The following is a 15807-nucleotide window of genomic DNA, read 5'->3' as shown; positions in this document are numbered from 1 at the left end:
CCCTTTTCTAATTAGTCTCTTTTGTATTGTAACAAGAACAGCATAAAAATCAAAATAAATCATTAGATAAGCTACCAATCACACTTGCAATAACAAGTGGTTAAAATAAACGATGACAAATGGGAGAGATAGTGCTAAAATATTTCAAAACTGACGATTGGTGGTATGAACATGCAAATAGATTGGGATAACTTAGGATTTTCTTACATCAAAACACCTTGGCGCTACGTTGCCAAATGGAAAGATGGAGAGTGGGAAAAAGGCGAAGTGACCGAGGATAATTATCTGTCACTTCATGAAGGATCGCCCGCACTTCACTATGGCCAACAGTGCTTTGAAGGATTAAAGGCTTATCGCAGAAAAGATGGAAAGGTCAATTTATTCCGTCCAGAGCAAAACAGTCGTCGCTTGAACCAGAGTGCCAGACGTTTATTGATGCCCATGGTTCCAGAAAAAATGTTTGTTGATGCAGTGAAAGAAGTCGTAAAAGCAAATGAAGCCTTTGTGCCACCTTATGGTTCAGGAGCAACGTTGTATTTACGGCCTTTCCTGATCGGGGTTGGAGAAAACATTGGTGTTCATCCAGCGCCTGAGTATTTGTTTGTTGTTTTCTGTACGCCTGTAGGAGCCTATTTCAAAGGTGGATTGAAACCAACGAACTTTATCGTTTCTGACTATGACCGAGCGGCACCTAATGGAACAGGAGCTGCCAAAGTAGGAGGTAACTACGCAGCAAGTCTATTACCGGGGACTGAAGCGAAAGAATTAAATTATTCAGATTGCGTTTACCTAGATCCAGCGACGCACACAAAAATTGAAGAAGTCGGCGCGGCGAATTTCTTTGGTATCACTAAAGACAACCAGTTCATCACACCGCAATCGCCTTCGATTTTACCAAGTATTACGAAGTATTCCTTGTTGCAGATTGCGGAAGAACGTTTGGGGCTTAAAGCAGTTGAGGGAGACATCTACATCGATCAACTTGATCAATTTGCAGAAGCAGGTGCGTGTGGAACCGCAGCGGTGATTTCACCGATTGGTGGAATCTACTATAAAAATGATTTACATGTCTTTTACAGTGAGACAGAAGTAGGACCAGTAACTAAGCGTTTATATGATGAATTGACGGGTATCCAGTTTGGGGATATCGAAGCACCAGAAGGTTGGATCGAAGTCGTCGAATAATGACTGGCTTTAAAAATAACTACAAAAAAATCAGCTCTCACATTGGAGGGCTGATTTTTTATTGGATCAAGATAAGTGAACACCTTTATCTACGTAAATGATATCACCGATGATCCCGCTAGATAGGGGGCTGATCAAGAAAGCACAAGTATTTCCGACTTCTTCGATCGTCACACCTTGTTGATCGGGGGTGCGTGATTCGGATAACTCGATCAATTTTTGGTAATCCTTCACACCAGTAACTGCTAACGTTTTGATCGCACCAGCAGAGATCCCATTGACACGGATTCCTTTAGGTGAGAATTCAGCGGCTAAGTAGCGAATGGCAGCTTCTAGTGAAGCTTTTGCGATTCCCATCATATTATAATTAGGGATCGCTCGTTGTGAACCAAGATAAGACATACTTACGATGCCGCTGTTGGGAGCTAAGTATTTTTGGGCATACTTCGATACAGCGATCAATGAATAGCTGCTGATGTCTTGTGCTAATTGATAACCCTCTCTTGAAATATCAGAAACGTTACCTGAAAGCTCTTCTTTGTTGGCATAAGCAACAGCATGGACCAAACCATGGATTTCACCGGCATATTCACCAATCGTATCCATCGCTTTTTCGATGCTCTCATCGCTAGCAACATCACACTCTACAGTGAAGGCATCTTCACCGACTAATTTGACTAGCGATTTTTTCATACGTTCATTTTGGTACGTATAGATGATCTCAGCGCCTTGTTGCATCATTGCTTCTGCACAACCCCAAGCAATACTGCGTTTATTCGCAACACCCATGATCACGATTTTTTTTCCTTCTAAAAAAGACATATAGACACTCCTTTGATTCAATAAAAGTTTTGTTTGACGATAATATAAGTGCAAAAAAATAACTTCTTGATTTCTTATTATTCAGTAAAATGCTTTGATTGTCAAACTATTTTTTTGATGAATAAAAAATGATTGCCAAATAATCAAGAATATGATACTTTGATAATCAAAGTATTAATTACGGCAATTGCCCGAAAGAAGGAGTAAACTATGTCATACGCATTATCAGCAACGGAAGTAATGGATCTTATTCCAAACCGTTACCCAATTTGTTACATCGATTACGTGGATTCGATCGATTCAGGAAAGAAGATCATTGCAACAAAAAATGTAACGATCAATGAAGATTTTTTCCAAGGTCATTTCCCTGACAATCCTGTCATGCCCGGAGCGTTGATCCTAGAAACCCTTGCACAAGCAGGTTCGATCTTGATTTTAAAATCAGAAGAGTTCCTAGGGAAACGTGCGTATATCGGTGGGATCAACAAAGCAAAATTCCGTCAAAAAGTCGTTCCTGGGGATGTGATGAAGTGTCATTTTGAGATCATCAAAATGAAAGGACCTGTAGGGACTGCGATTTCTGAAGCTTTTGTTGACGATAAAAAAGTGTGTGAATGTGAATTTACATTTATCGTCAATGAGCAAGCATAAAGATAAAAATAAACTTTAGGAACCCATAGAGAGGTTCTAAAAATATCAATAGATATGGCAATAGGGGAGTGGAAAGTAGCTTTCCGCAAAAAAGAATCATCTTCTGAATAGTTTTCTATTCTTAGATGATCTTTTTTTGTCTATTTAAGACTGTTTTGAAAATGTTAAGTTTTACTAAAGATGAAAATAAAAAAATTATTTTTTAGCGAAAATATAAAAAATAGTTGTAAAGTCCCAGCCATCAAAAGTTTTTTTAGTAAAAAAGGGAGTGGGACATTCGTTCATCTCACCCACCTATAACCGAATAAACGGCGGGAACAAAAGTAACCTCTTCGAAAAATAAGGCGCCATCCACAAAAATTTGAAAAACAATTTTCGTGGATGGCGCCTTATTTCTCTAGGCTGAACACTTCTGTCACGACCTCAAAGTGATCAAATGTGTGTTTATTTTGCTTCCTGTAAGATGTTGATTTTTTCGATCTTCACATCTTCTTTTGGCTTATCTGAGCTATCTGTTTCGACAGCAGCGATCGCATCAACGACGTCCATACCTTCAACGACTTGACCAAAGACAGTGTATTCACCATCTAAGCTAGGGTAGCCGCCATTTTTATAAGCGTCAATGATAGCTTGTGGGTAATCATCTTTCAATAAACCATCATGCATGTCATCAGAGTTTTGTACGATGAAGAATTGGCTGCCATTACTATTCGGGTCTTGTGTACGAGCCATTGAAAGGGCGCCGCGGATGTTATACAGTTGGTTTGAGATCTCCGTTTCGAAACCTTCTCCCCAAATACTTTCTCCGCCAGTTCCGTTCCCTTCAGGATCGCCACCTTGGATCATAAAGTCTTGGATGACACGATGGAAAGTGACGCCATCGTAATAGCCATCTTTAGCATGAGTCATAAAGTTCTCCACAGCTTTTGGTGCAAGCTCTGGGAATAGTTTGATCTTGATCGTTCCTTTAGTTGTGACCATTTCAACTAGATCTTCGTTATCAGCGACTTCTGTATTCAATTGAGGTAACTCTAAAGAATTTAAATCGATGCTTTCTACAGTGCTAGTCTCTGTTGTTTTTTCTGTAGATTCTTTTGTACTTGAAGACGCGGTATCTGAACCGTTCGACGTACAACCAGCTGCAAATAATAGCGTTGCAGCCATACTCATAGTTAAAAATAATTTTTTGTGTTTCATAAGTAATTCCTTTCTTTTTTAGTTCGTTGTTATCTTTAATGATAGCAAATTATCAGATAAATACCTACACTTTTTCGAACAATAAGCGAAATTATTTAATAAATAGCAAAAGGTGTAGACCATTTGAAAGCGGTTTGTTATAATGTAAGTGGATACAAAAACGCACATCCAGGAGGGTATCAACACATGGGAAAATTAGGAATTTCAATTTATCCAGAACGTTCAACGTTTGAAAAGGACAAAGAATATTTAGATTTAGCACATAAATACGGATTTAAACGTGTATTCACAAGTTTATTACAAATTGCAGACGATAAAGAAAAAGTCTTAGCAGACTTTAAAAAGGTAGTCGATTATGCCAATCAATTAGAGATGGAAGTCATGGTGGATATCAATCCAGCTTTATTTGAACAGTTAGAGATCTCTTATGATGATCTATCGTTCTTTGATGAGATGGGCGCTGACGGCATTCGTCTTGATATTGGATTTACTGGAGCTGAAGAAGCAAAAATGACTCGCAATCCATACAATATCAAAATTGAGATCAACATGAGTTCAGGCACGAATTATGTTGACAATATCATGAGCTATTCGCCGAACACAGATAACTTACTAGGTTCACATAACTTTTACCCTCATCGTTATTCTGGTTTAGGATATGATCATTTTGTCGCTTGTTCGGAGAAATTCCGCAAATATAATTTGAATACGATGGCATTCGTAAATTCACAAACAGCCGACTTTGGCCCATGGCCGACACAAGACGGACTTTGTTCACTAGAAGACCATCGTGATCTTGAAATCGCGACGCAAGTCAAACACTTGATGTTGACAGGTTTGATCGATGATATCTCAGTAGGAAATGCTTATGCGAGTGAAGAGGAATTACGCGCAATGTCTGAAGCCTTCTTTGCAAGTTATCCTACATTAAAAGTGGATGTTGCAGACGATATCACAGAAGACGAACGTATTTGTCTATTCGACAATCTTCATAGTTATCGTGGAGATCGCTCAGAGTATATCTTGCGTTCCACGATGACACGCATCTATTACAAAGACAAACCATTCCCAGCGCATAATACGAAAGATATGACCCGTGGGGATGTATTGATCGATAACGTTGGTTATGGTCAATATAAAGGCGAAACACAAATTGCTTTAAAGGAAATGAAAAATGATGGGCGAGTGAATATCGTCGGACGTATCTCAGACGATGAGTTATTCTTACTTGATTTCTTGAAACCATGGTCAAACTTCAAGTTGATTGAAAGTAAATAATTATACAATTAAATATTGAAAAGACCCGTAAAGCTTTGATCGCTTTACGGGTCTTTCAATGACGATTATTATTTATTCTAGATTGCATCACACGTCCTCTTTGTTTATACTAATTTTAGACAGTACATCAATGTAAAAGCAAGGAAGGTATAAGATGAAACTTTGGATCAAAATTTTAATCGGCGTGACATTACTCGTGACAGTCGTATTAGTCTTTGCGGGTAATTATTTTTATAACTATGCCGTTGTTCCTTCAGAAAAAGACTTTTTAGAAGGCGATACTCCTGGCACAACAAAAACAAATGAAGAATCGAGTGCACAATCTTGGTTTGCGAATCCTGACAATCGTAAAGAGTGGCAACAGATATCTACGGATGGGTTGAAGCTATCAGCCATTTATCTACCAGCAACAGACAGTCATAAGACGGCGATTGTGGCTCATGGATATATGGGCAATGCAGAAACGATGGCAAATTACGCAAAGATGTTCCATGATCTTGGCTATAACGTATTAGTACCTGATGCGCGTGGACACGGAAAAAGTGAAGGGGATTATATCGGCTTTGGCTGGCACGAACGGAAAGATTATGTGAAATGGATCGATCAAGTGCTTGAAACAAACGGTCAATCGGAAGAAATCGTTCTATACGGTATTAGTATGGGGGCAGCGACGGTGATGATGACTAGCGGAGAATCACTGCCTACAAATGTTAAAGCGATCATCGAAGATTGCGGTTATTCCTCTGTTAACGAAGAATTGGCTTATCAGCTCAATGAATTATTTAGCTTACCGCCGTTCCCACTGATCCAAGTAACCAGCTTGATGACAAAAATCAGAGCCGGCTATTTCTTTGGGGAAGCTGATGCGATCAAACAATTAGAAAAAAACCAATTACCGATGCTGTTTATCCATGGGGATGCGGATACATTTGTTCCTTACGAAATGTTGGACAAAGTCTACCAAGCGACGAACGGACCAAAAGAAAAATATATCGTCCCAGGAGCAGAGCATGCCAAAGCATATTCGATTGATCCTGAGAATTATCAAAAGACTGTAAGTAGTTTCCTAGAAAAATATGTAAAATAACTGTTGTGACCAAAGTGTTTCTTAAAGAACTTTAAGAACTTTCTTGAAACTTTTGGTCACAACGTTTTATTTTGTCTCCATTCGTTCTTGCAGTAAAATAAAGAAAGAGTCAGGTATTTCCGTGAAACTTTCAGTTTAATGATGGACAAACGGGCCATTCACCGATAAAATAGACAGGACTTGTGTTTATTGTGGAAATTCAGGTAGTCAGTATAGTTAGAATAGATAAAAGGAAATAGGAGGACGATAATATGTCCATGTTTTTAGATCAAGTAACAATCGACGTGAAGGCTGGTAAAGGCGGAGACGGGATGGTTGCGTTTCGTAGAGAAAAATATGTACCTGATGGAGGACCGGCTGGTGGTGATGGCGGTCAAGGAGGCGATGTGATCTTAGTCGTTGATGAAGGCTTACGCACGTTGATGGACTTCCGTTTCAACCGTCACTTTAAGGCTCAGCCCGGTGAAAATGGCATGAGTAAAGGGATGCATGGACGTGGTTCTGATGATACGTATGTCAAAGTCCCTCAAGGAACAACTGTACGTGATGCAGAAACAGGGGCACTCTTAGGAGATTTGGTCGAAGATGGTCAGACTTTAGTAGTAGCAAAAGGTGGCCGCGGCGGTCGCGGAAATATCCGTTTTGCTTCTCCAAGAAACCCTGCGCCGGAAATTGCTGAAAACGGCGAACCCGGCCAAGAACGTAAAATCGAATTAGAATTAAAAGTACTAGCAGACGTAGGTCTCGTAGGTTTTCCTTCGGTTGGGAAATCGACCTTGCTTTCTGTGATCTCTTCGGCAAGACCAAAAATCGGGGCGTATCACTTTACTACCCTTGTACCAAATCTAGGGATGGTCACTACAAGTGACGGACGTAGTTTTGCGGCGGCGGATCTTCCAGGACTAATCGAAGGAGCTTCACAAGGCGTCGGATTAGGCACACAATTTTTGCGTCATATCGAACGTACTCGTGTCATTTTGCATGTGATCGATATGAGTGGAATGGAAGGGCGCGATCCTTACGAAGATTACTTGGCGATCAACCATGAGTTGTCTTCTCATAACTTGCGCTTGTTAGAGCGTCCACAGATCATTGTAGCAAATAAGATGGATATGCCGGATGCAGAAGAAAATCTAGTGAAATTCAAAGAACAACTAAATAAAAACAAAGAAGATGAATTTGCCGATGACATCCCAGTATTCCCAATCTCTGGTGTGACTCGTAAAGGACTGGATGCCTTACTGAATGCGACAGCTGATCTGTTGGAAGTAACACCAGAATTCCCATTATACGAGGAAGAGATCGAAGAAGAAACCGTTCATTATGGCTTCAATCCAGAAGGTCCTGAATTTACGATCGATCGTGAACCAGATGCGACATGGGTATTGTCAGGTGAGAAAATCGAGAAGTTGTTCCAAATGACTAACTTTGACCACGATGAAACGGTGATGCGTTTTGCTCGCCAATTACGTGGGATGGGTGTCGATGAAGCCTTGCGTGCCAGAGGTGCAAAAGATGGTGACTTGGTGCGTATTGGTGAGTTTGAGTTTGAATTTGTCGAATAATATTAGATACACCACATATTTAAGTGACTAGATAGCCGTTCAGTTCCAAGTAGTAAGGCAAAATTTGAGAAAATGATCGTTCATTTTTTTGGGTTTTGACTTACTCTCTTAGGAGCAGGCTTTCGTAGAACCTTTATCGGATTTGAGGAGTTGACGAATGTCAAACTCCTTTTTTTGTATACTGCGTTATTTTTTAAAGGTTTTCCCTTTTATTTTTGTTTATTCCAAGGTACACTAAAAGAAAATGAGAAAGAGGCGATCTCCATGAGCAAACGAGTGATCATATTGAATTTTGAGTTAGAAAGTCAAGCTTACCAAGCATTTTCCGAAATCAAGAAGCTTCACATGACGAGAGCGATCAAAGGCGAACAAATGGCGGTCATCAGCCATCAGTCTAATGGCGCCCATCAATTCAAAATCGAAGACTTCTTAGATTTTACTGGGAACAATAAATCCTCTAAAGGTGGTCTGATCGGAATGCTAGTTGGCGTTTTAGGTGGCCCATTAGGGATCTTGCTAGGATGGTTTGCGGGCGGAATGATCGGTGCGAGCCAAGATGCCAAGGAAATCAAAGATGCACAAACGGTGTTTGATTTTGTTGGAAATAAGATCGGCGAAGGCGCAACAGGTCTGATCTTGATCGCAGAAGAAGAGGACAACCGACCATTGAACCAACTTGTGATGATGGAATTAGGTGGAGAAATCACTCGATTGGATTATGAAGAAGTAGAACAAGACGTTCATGATGCAACTGAGGTAGAAAAACATGCAAAAGAAACAGCGCAGAAAAATTGGGATGAAAAGCACAAAAAGCCAACCGATAGCTCAGAGGATACTACGCCTTCTGAATAACGATAAAAAGAATGGATGTAAGAATAGTGGTACTTATTCACTCTTTTCATTTATAGGGACAGTCTTCTAAAAATTATCCTGCGAATTTCAGTTGATTGTCGGCTGATTTTACCCTAGAATTAATAAGAATGAATAGAAAGTTAGGTAAATTATGGAACTAGAATTTTTAGGTACAGGCGCAGGGGTTCCTGCTAAACATCGAAATGTCTCAAGTATCGCATTGAAACTTTTGGACGAGCGAAATGAGATTTGGTTGTTTGATTGTGGGGAAGGCACGCAAATGCAGATTCTACGAACAAATATCCGTCCAAGAAAAATAGAAAAAATATTTATCACTCATCTCCATGGGGATCATATTTTTGGTTTGCCAGGTTTAATCAGTAGTCGCTCTTTTCAGGGTGGCGAAACACCATTAGAAATCTATGGCCCTAAAGGAACGGAAGCATTTGTACGCAATGCGCTGACGATTTCTCAAACCAAACTAGGCTATCCCCTTGTTTTTATTGATTTATCAGAAGATCAAGCTATTTTTGAAGACGCACACTTTTCTGTGTATGCAAAAAAATTAAGCCATGGCATCGATAGCTACGGATATCGGATCGTTGAGCATGATCACAAAGGCGAATTACAAGTGGATAAGCTTAAAGAACTGAATATTCCAGCTGGTCCCATCTATGGAAAACTAAAAAAAGGGGAGACGGTCCAATTAGACAATGGCCAGCTCATCAATGGACGCGATTTTGTCGGTCCAGATAAAAAAGGACGAATCGTGACCATTTTAGGAGATACTCGAAAAACGACCAATTCTGTTATATTAGCAAAAAACGCAGATGTCTTGGTGCATGAAAGTACGTTTAATAAAAACGAGGCGAGAATGGCCCATAATTATTTCCATTCAACGACTCATCAAGCCGCAGAAGTGGCAAAAGAAGCAAATGTCCAAAGATTATTACTGACCCATATCAGTGCGAGATATCTAGGAAAAGCAACACAAGAACTTGAACAAGAAGCGCAAGAAATCTTTCCAAATACAAAAGTCATGAAAGATTTTGAGGTTGTGGATGTTCCGTTTCAAGAGGAGGAAAAAAGTTGAATTTAGAAAATAAAGTCGTTTTAGTCACTGGTGGCTCTGGTGGTTTAGGTGCACAAATCTGTTATGAAGCAGCAAAACAAGGAGCAATCGTTGTCACGTGTGCGAGAAGAATCCAACAAATCGGCGAAGTGAAGGCGGTTTGTCAAGAACTAAGTGGAAAACCAGCATACGCGTTTCAACTAGATGTTAGTAATCCTGACAGCGTAGATGAATTGTACGACAAGGTGATGACTGAGGTCGGTCGTGTTGATATCTTAGTCAATAATGCTGGATTTGGTATCTTTGAGGATTTCTTATCCTTTGACTTAGGAAAAGCCTACGATATGTTCGAAGTCAATGTCTTGGGGATGATGGTATTGACACAAAAATTTGCGATCGATATGGCAGAAAGACGTCAAGGACATATCATCAATGTGGCATCCATGGCAGGAAAAATGGCGACAGCTAAATCTACGATCTATTCTGCTACTAAATTTGCTGTTTTGGGCTTTTCAAATGCGTTACGTTTAGAGTTGAAGCCACTAGGAGTCGCGGTCACTACGGTAAATCCCGGACCAATCGAAACGGAATTTTTTGATAAGGCTGATCCAAGTGGTAGTTATTTGGAAAAAGTCGGTCATTTAGTTTTGGATTCAACTAAATTAGCACAAACGATCGTGCGAGCGATGAAGCATCCTAAACGTGAGATCAATCAGCCGGTATTGCTAGAAATCGCGTCTAAATTTTATGCACTTTTCCCAACCATTGGGGATTATTTTGCAGGTGGAATTTTTAATAAAAAGTAGGTGAAGTAAATGAAAAAGCAAGGTAGTGTGATCGTTGGTTTTTTACTTGTACTTGTCATTGTCGTGTTCGCTGTATTGAACAATCAAAATGTTCCTGTAAGCTTTGGATTTGCTTCTTTTAATGCGCCATTGATTCTAGTGATCATTGGTTCAGCATTGATTGGTGCATTGATTGTATTTTTAACAGCCTTTACGACACTATGGCAACAGAAGAAACAATTAAAACAATTAACAAAAGAATTAGCAGAGAACCAAGCAGATATCCAAAAGAAAATCGAAGAGGCGACAGAAGAACAACAAAGACAATTTCGAAATGAACGTGCGGAACTTGAAGCGGCCTATCAAGCAGAATTACAAGCAAAGCAAATACAGATCGAACAAATGCAAACACCTTCTGAATCACCTTCTCAAACACCAAAGCAAAGCGTCAATTACTTTGATTGATCATGGATAGCTGATGTTTTTTTGAAAGTAAATAGAATAAAGTGGTAGAAATCACTGTATCAAAAATCAAATAGAGGATTTATTACTCAATTTCTAAAAGGCAACCAAAGTAGGCAAACGAATCTGTTTTGTCTACTTTGGTTTATTTAAGTTGGAGATGTCAGAATCTAATCTTCTGAAATTCTTTTTTTTAGAGAAGACGTTTGCTATAATGACTAAGTTAGGGGTGAGTATGTGAGACGAGCAAATTTTGATTGGAAGGTCAATGAAACAACACCTTCTGAATCTTTTATCCAAATAATCAAACAACAAGGATTGTCTCCTCTGATCGGGCAATTGCTATGGCAAAGAGGATACCGAGAGGAAGAAAGTATCCATCGGTTTTTACATCCAAAAGAGCAAAAGTTGCATGATCCATATTTGATGTTTGATATGGACAAGGCAATCAGCCGTATCCAAGAAGCCGTGATCAATGGTGAACAAATCTTAGTTTACGGAGATTATGATGCAGATGGCATCACCAGTGCGACCGTCATGAAAGAAACGTTAGAATTGCTTGGTGCCCAAGTGGAAGTCTTTTTACCTAATCGATTTGAACATGGGTATGGACCTAATCTAACCGTTTATCAAGAGAAAATAGCCGCAGGGACTCAATTGATCGTGACTGTCGATAATGGGGTAGCTGGGCATGAAGCAATTGCTTATGCACAACAGCAGGGAGTAGATGTGATCGTGACAGATCATCATGAGTTGCCTAGTGAATTACCGGCGGCTTATGCAATCATCCATCCCCGCCATCCACAAGGCAATTATCCTTTTGGAGAATTAGCAGGTGTCGGTGTCGCGTTTAAAGTAGCGACCGCTTTGTTGGAAGAACCACCAGCAGAATTTTTAGATTTAGTCGCAATTGGCACAATCGCTGACCTTGTCTCTATGACTGATGAGAATCGGACGCTAGTGGCGTTAGGTTTAGAGGCAATTCGTCATACCGAGCGAGTAGGCTTACAGGCACTGTTTGCGAAAAGTAGTGTACGTACGAATGAAGCGGATGAAACGATGATCGGTTTTTCGATTGCCCCGCGCTTGAATGCCATCGGCCGGATGGGAGACCCTAATCCAGCAGTTGAATTACTAGCCACATTCGACGAAAGTCAAGCTCAGACATTAGCCGAGCAGTTACAAACGGTCAATGAAGAACGTAAAGCGATCGTTGAGCAAATCACCTCAGAAGCATTGGCGATGATCAATGAAGAGAACCAGATCCATTTATTAGCACATCCAGGCTGGCATGAAGGGGTACTAGGGATCGTTGCAGGAAAAATCATGAATCAAACAGGCAAACCAACAATCGTGCTAGGCATCAAAGACCAGTCCGTTGCAAAAGGATCAGGTCGAAGTATCGAAGCGTTGAATCTTTTCGATATGCTGAATGAGATGCGTGAATTGTTTACATTTTTTGGCGGCCATCACGCAGCAGTCGGATTAACAATGCCAGCGGAAAATATCCCTGAGTTACAAGACCGGATGAATGCCTATATAGAAGAAAAGCAAATCGACTTGTCTAAAGGTCCTGTGTTGGTGATCGATGAAATCGTCTCCCCAAAGGATGTAACGGTCGAACAAATCGCTACATTGAAATTACTGGCACCATTCGGAACAGATAATCCTGTACCTAACTTTTTATTCAAACAGGTTGCAGTCGAAAATGTAAAACGAATCGGTTCGAACCAACAGCACTTGAAGCTTTCTTTAGTGGATGAAGATAGTCAATTAGATGCTGTCGCGTTTGGTTTTGGCCCACAAGAAAATGAATTTGTAGATGATTCGCTTGATATTGTAGGACAATTATCGATCAATGAATGGAATGGGCGCAAAAAACCGCAGCTGATGGTTTCTGACTTTGCAGTAGAAGGATTGCAAGTATTTGATTGGCGGGCGAAACGTTACCGAACATTAGCAAATGAAATCGAAAGTCCGTTCTATTTAGCGTTTGATGAAGCATCGATCAAAGAACTAAATGAGTCGATACAAAAACACATCATTCATTGGACAGATAAAGAAATGATTCAATCATGGATTCAGGAAAATGACCCAAACGCATTAGTCGTGATCGATTGTCCAACCGATTTGAACGACTTGAAAGAGATCTTATCATTTGGGTCCTTTAGCCGAGTTTACTTTTTAGGTATTTCTGTTGATGAAGCATACTTGAACGGTGTAGGAACAAGAGAACAATATGCTCGACTCTTCAAATTGATCCATGCGCAAGAACGGATCGATATCAGACATAAATTAGGTGCAATGGCCAACTATTTAAAAATTCCACAAAAATTATTAATTTTTATGATACAGGTGTTTTTTGAGTTGAAGTTTGTTACAATAAACAATGGTGTTTTGGAGAAAGTCGCAGATCCGGCGAGTCATCTATTGACTGCAAGTGACCGCTATCAGGAGCGATTGAAAAAAATCAAATCAGAGGAATTCTTACTATTAAGTGACATTCCCACAATAAAAAAATGGTTAACAACCTAGGAGGAAACAATAAAGTGGATTTAAAAAATTATATTGCCAGTATTCCTGACTATCCGTCCAAAGGAATTATATTTAGAGATATCTCGCCATTGATGGCTGATGGAGATGCTTATCGTGAAGCAACGAAGCAAATCGTTGATTATGCGAAAGAAAAACGTATCGATATGGTCGTTGGACCAGAAGCACGTGGATTTATCGTAGGGTGTCCAGTGGCTTACGAATTAGGCGTGGGCTTTGCTCCTGTGCGTAAAAAAGGAAAATTACCTCGCGAAACGATCGAAGTCACTTACGGGCTTGAATACGGTACAGATACCTTGACGTTGCACAAAGATGCAATTCAACCAGGACAAAGAGTCTTGATCTGTGATGACTTATTAGCAACAGGTGGAACGATCAAAGCAACGATCGAATTGATCGAAGAACTTGGCGGAGTTGTTGTGGGTTGTGCCTTTTTGATCGAGTTGATGGATCTGCATGGTCGTGACAAAATCGAAGGTTACGACATGATTACTTTGATGGAGTATTAATCAAATAAAATATTGAACAGAAAACCCCCTTCCACAAACGGATGAATCGTTTGCGGAAGGGGATTTTCGTTGGATGAGTAGCCTCAATTTATTGATGGAACAAATGTGTGCAAGGAGTAGGTAGTCAGTTTGTCGTTAAAAAAAGCAAACGAGCGATCATCGTTTGCTTGGACGGATTTTTCATAGAAGTGATCTTATTTACTTTTACGAGTGCCTGGAGCTGTAATAGGTTTCGTGATAGAAGGAGTCTTCATGGGATTGACGACGTTGTGATTGACGGTATTTTTTTTCATCCCACAACATAAACCACAATGTAAACAAAGGAACAAAAACCAACAGCGCTGTACGTAGACCAAAATTACCAATAATAATACCTAAAAACAAAACGATCAATACTAAACCAAAACGTCTCATTGATTTCATGATTTTCACCTCTTTATAGAATACGAACTTTTGTTCGGTTTGTAAAGAGGGAAGTTCAAAAAGAACAAAGATATCTACTAAAAGAGGAAAAGACGAGCTTGAGATCATGATCTCAAGCTCGTAAATAAATAACTGAATTTTCTTTTTTATCAATAAATATGACTACGGTACAGACCAACGACACGACCTAAGATCGACACCTCATCTAAAATGATCGGTTCCAGTAAATCATTCTCGGGTTGCAAACGGAAATGATCTCTTTCTTTATAGAACCGTTTGCAAGTTGCTTCGTCTTCTGCAGTCATCGCAATCACGATATCACCATTTTGTGCAGTTTCTTGTTTACGGACAATGACATTATCGCCATCCAATATCCCAGCATTGATCATACTTTCTCCTCGGATCGTCAACATGAACAGACTGCCTTCTTCTGAGGAAAGGTTTGGTGGGACTGGAAAGAAGTCAGAAGCTTCCTCGACAGCTAGTATCGGCTCTCCGGCAGTAACAACGCCGAGAACAGGGATCGTCGTTGGGCGAATCCCAATTTTTGATAATCCTTGTTGCGTCAATTCGATTGCACGTGGTTTCGTAGGGTCTCTTTGAATAAAGCCTTTTTTCTCTAATCGGGCAAGATGACCATGGACTGTCGATGTGGAAGAAAGCTGAACAGCTTCTCCGATCTCACGGACAGTCGGTGGATAGCCTTTTTGGGTCACTTGTTCGTGAATATATCGTAAGACTTCGATTTGTCTTGTTTCAGTTTGTCGGGCCACAAGGTACACCTTCTTTCACTTGATAAATAGATAGTACCATAGAAAATACATGATTTCAAACAAATGTTCGCATTAAAGACTATTGATGTAGTTGTTTTTTTTTCGTTTTTTATATAAGATGTAGGAGAAGCAAAAGCGAGGAGGAATAGTTGTGTTATCGCCTGAAAAAATCGAACGTATCAATCAGTTAGCTAAAAAGAAAAAAGCAGAAGGATTGACACCAGCTGAAGTCAAAGAGCAAAAGGAATTACGAGAAGCATATCTGACAGCCTTTCGTTCTGGCATGAGACATCATATTGAAGGGATGAAAGTGGTTGATCCCGATGGAAATGATGTCACACCAGATAAATTGAAAGAAATCCAGAAGAAAAAAGGCCTCCACGACCGAAATAGCAAGTTTTAGTAAAAAAAACTAAAAGTCGTTGCTTTTTCAGAGGAGATACTATAAAATTAGAAGTAGAAATATAGGTAAAAAAAACCTAAATTACAGGAGGGGTTACATTGTTTGATAAAATTGATCAGCTTGGTGTGAATACGATCCGTACATTGAGTGTCGATGCAGTACAAAAAGCAAATTCAGGACATCCGGGGTT

17 protein-coding genes are annotated in these 15807 nt (G+C 39.9%); 13 read left to right on the top strand and 4 right to left on the bottom strand.

Going from position 1 to position 15807, the window contains the following annotated elements; translation table 11 throughout:
• Positions 1 to 171: 171 nt before the first annotated feature.
• The gene (locus ACH0AK_RS14205; RefSeq protein WP_499797038.1) at positions 172 to 1185 is read left to right on the top strand and encodes a branched-chain amino acid aminotransferase; all 1014 of its coding nucleotides are present in this window, start codon (positions 172 to 174) and stop codon (positions 1183 to 1185) included.
• 66 nt (positions 1186 to 1251) lie between these two features.
• On the opposite strand, the gene fabI is transcribed toward ACH0AK_RS14205, so the two are convergent.
• Entirely contained in the window at positions 1252 to 2007 is a 756-nt protein-coding gene (fabI, locus tag ACH0AK_RS14200; protein ID WP_023519569.1) for an enoyl-ACP reductase FabI, read from the bottom strand.
• A gap of 210 nt (positions 2008 to 2217) precedes the next feature.
• On the opposite strand from fabI, the gene fabZ reads away from it, so the two are divergent.
• A complete protein-coding gene (fabZ, locus tag ACH0AK_RS14195) occupies positions 2218 to 2658 on the top strand; it encodes a 3-hydroxyacyl-ACP dehydratase FabZ (protein ID WP_010735583.1) in 441 nt (146 codons plus the stop codon).
• A gap of 444 nt (positions 2659 to 3102) precedes the next feature.
• Here the strand turns inward: fabZ and ACH0AK_RS14190 are convergent, their stop codons facing one another.
• The gene (locus ACH0AK_RS14190) at positions 3103 to 3855 is read right to left on the bottom strand and encodes a peptidylprolyl isomerase (protein ID WP_019723747.1); all 753 of its coding nucleotides are present in this window, start codon (positions 3853 to 3855) and stop codon (positions 3103 to 3105) included.
• Between the two features lie 186 nt (positions 3856 to 4041).
• Between ACH0AK_RS14190 and ACH0AK_RS14185 the strand changes: the two genes are divergently transcribed.
• The 9 genes from ACH0AK_RS14185 (at position 4042) to ACH0AK_RS14145 (ending at position 14018) form a co-directional block, all read left to right on the top strand.
• Positions 4042 to 5133 carry a DUF871 domain-containing protein gene (locus ACH0AK_RS14185; RefSeq protein WP_226076404.1) on the top strand — a complete coding sequence of 364 codons (1092 nt, stop codon included), beginning with the start codon at positions 4042 to 4044 and terminating at the stop codon, positions 5131 to 5133.
• A 154-nt stretch (positions 5134 to 5287) separates the two neighbouring features.
• On the top strand, positions 5288 to 6220 hold the full coding sequence (locus ACH0AK_RS14180; protein WP_010735580.1) for an alpha/beta hydrolase: 933 nt from the start codon (positions 5288 to 5290) through the stop codon (positions 6218 to 6220).
• A gap of 251 nt (positions 6221 to 6471) precedes the next feature.
• On the top strand, positions 6472 to 7785 hold the full coding sequence (gene obgE / locus ACH0AK_RS14175; protein WP_318841660.1) for a GTPase ObgE: 1314 nt from the start codon (positions 6472 to 6474) through the stop codon (positions 7783 to 7785).
• 264 nt (positions 7786 to 8049) lie between these two features.
• Positions 8050 to 8637, top strand: coding sequence for a hypothetical protein (locus ACH0AK_RS14170; protein WP_023519572.1), 588 nt, complete (start codon positions 8050 to 8052; stop codon positions 8635 to 8637).
• Positions 8638 to 8788: 151 nt separating this feature from the next.
• Positions 8789 to 9730: a ribonuclease Z gene (rnz, locus tag ACH0AK_RS14165; RefSeq protein ID WP_023519573.1), complete on the top strand. Its 942-nt coding sequence runs from the start codon at positions 8789 to 8791 to the stop codon at positions 9728 to 9730.
• Entirely contained in the window at positions 9727 to 10515 is a 789-nt protein-coding gene (locus ACH0AK_RS14160; protein WP_029594283.1) for an SDR family NAD(P)-dependent oxidoreductase, read from the top strand. The genes rnz and ACH0AK_RS14160 overlap by 4 nt, the downstream gene beginning before the upstream one ends.
• Positions 10516 to 10524: 9 nt before the next feature.
• Complete coding sequence (locus tag ACH0AK_RS14155) at positions 10525 to 10959, top strand: LapA family protein (RefSeq protein WP_023519574.1); 435 nt, start codon at positions 10525 to 10527, stop codon at positions 10957 to 10959.
• Positions 10960 to 11193: 234 nt separating this feature from the next.
• Entirely contained in the window at positions 11194 to 13491 is a 2298-nt protein-coding gene (gene recJ, locus ACH0AK_RS14150; protein ID WP_438846492.1) for a single-stranded-DNA-specific exonuclease RecJ, read from the top strand.
• A gap of 14 nt (positions 13492 to 13505) precedes the next feature.
• The gene (locus tag ACH0AK_RS14145) at positions 13506 to 14018 is read left to right on the top strand and encodes an adenine phosphoribosyltransferase (protein WP_010735573.1); all 513 of its coding nucleotides are present in this window, start codon (positions 13506 to 13508) and stop codon (positions 14016 to 14018) included.
• A 204-nt stretch (positions 14019 to 14222) separates the two neighbouring features.
• Here the strand turns inward: ACH0AK_RS14145 and ACH0AK_RS14140 are convergent, their stop codons facing one another.
• Both ACH0AK_RS14140 and lexA read right to left on the bottom strand, forming a co-directional pair.
• A complete protein-coding gene (locus tag ACH0AK_RS14140; protein ID WP_023519576.1) occupies positions 14223 to 14441 on the bottom strand; it encodes a hypothetical protein in 219 nt (72 codons plus the stop codon).
• A 149-nt stretch (positions 14442 to 14590) separates the two neighbouring features.
• Complete coding sequence (lexA, locus tag ACH0AK_RS14135) at positions 14591 to 15214, bottom strand: transcriptional repressor LexA (protein ID WP_010735571.1); 624 nt, start codon at positions 15212 to 15214, stop codon at positions 14591 to 14593.
• Positions 15215 to 15365: 151 nt separating this feature from the next.
• Here lexA and ACH0AK_RS14130 point away from each other — a divergent pair, with 151 nt between their 5' ends.
• Both ACH0AK_RS14130 and ACH0AK_RS14125 read left to right on the top strand, forming a co-directional pair.
• A complete protein-coding gene (locus ACH0AK_RS14130; protein ID WP_010735570.1) occupies positions 15366 to 15617 on the top strand; it encodes a DUF896 family protein in 252 nt (83 codons plus the stop codon).
• 98 nt (positions 15618 to 15715) lie between these two features.
• On the top strand, positions 15716 to 15807 hold a 92-nt coding region (locus ACH0AK_RS14125), incomplete at its 3' end, for a thiamine pyrophosphate-binding protein (RefSeq protein ID WP_153830417.1).

It is taken from the genome of Enterococcus pernyi, assembly GCF_045371165.1.
Lineage (GTDB): Bacteria > Bacillota > Bacilli > Lactobacillales > Enterococcaceae > Enterococcus_B > Enterococcus_B pernyi.
Note: the sequence above shows the minus strand (reverse complement) of the source record. Positions and strands in the feature narration are given on the sequence as shown.

What these genes read in the sequence shown, in the direction of transcription:
- ACH0AK_RS14205 (WP_499797038.1), top strand. Translation starts at nt 172, where the DNA reads ATGCAAATAGATTGGGATAACTTAGGATTTTCTTACATCAAAACACCT.
- fabI (WP_023519569.1), bottom strand. Translation starts at nt 2,007, where the DNA reads ATGTCTTTTTTAGAAGGAAAAAAAATCGTGATCATGGGTGTTGCGAAT.
- fabZ (WP_010735583.1), top strand. Translation starts at nt 2,218, where the DNA reads ATGTCATACGCATTATCAGCAACGGAAGTAATGGATCTTATTCCAAAC.
- ACH0AK_RS14190 (WP_019723747.1), bottom strand. Translation starts at nt 3,855, where the DNA reads ATGAAACACAAAAAATTATTTTTAACTATGAGTATGGCTGCAACGCTA.
- ACH0AK_RS14185 (WP_226076404.1), top strand. Translation starts at nt 4,042, where the DNA reads ATGGGAAAATTAGGAATTTCAATTTATCCAGAACGTTCAACGTTTGAA.
- ACH0AK_RS14180 (WP_010735580.1), top strand. Translation starts at nt 5,288, where the DNA reads ATGAAACTTTGGATCAAAATTTTAATCGGCGTGACATTACTCGTGACA.
- obgE (WP_318841660.1), top strand. Translation starts at nt 6,472, where the DNA reads ATGTCCATGTTTTTAGATCAAGTAACAATCGACGTGAAGGCTGGTAAA.
- ACH0AK_RS14170 (WP_023519572.1), top strand. Translation starts at nt 8,050, where the DNA reads ATGAGCAAACGAGTGATCATATTGAATTTTGAGTTAGAAAGTCAAGCT.
- rnz (WP_023519573.1), top strand. Translation starts at nt 8,789, where the DNA reads ATGGAACTAGAATTTTTAGGTACAGGCGCAGGGGTTCCTGCTAAACAT.
- ACH0AK_RS14155 (WP_023519574.1), top strand. Translation starts at nt 10,525, where the DNA reads ATGAAAAAGCAAGGTAGTGTGATCGTTGGTTTTTTACTTGTACTTGTC.
- ACH0AK_RS14140 (WP_023519576.1), bottom strand. Translation starts at nt 14,441, where the DNA reads ATGAAATCAATGAGACGTTTTGGTTTAGTATTGATCGTTTTGTTTTTA.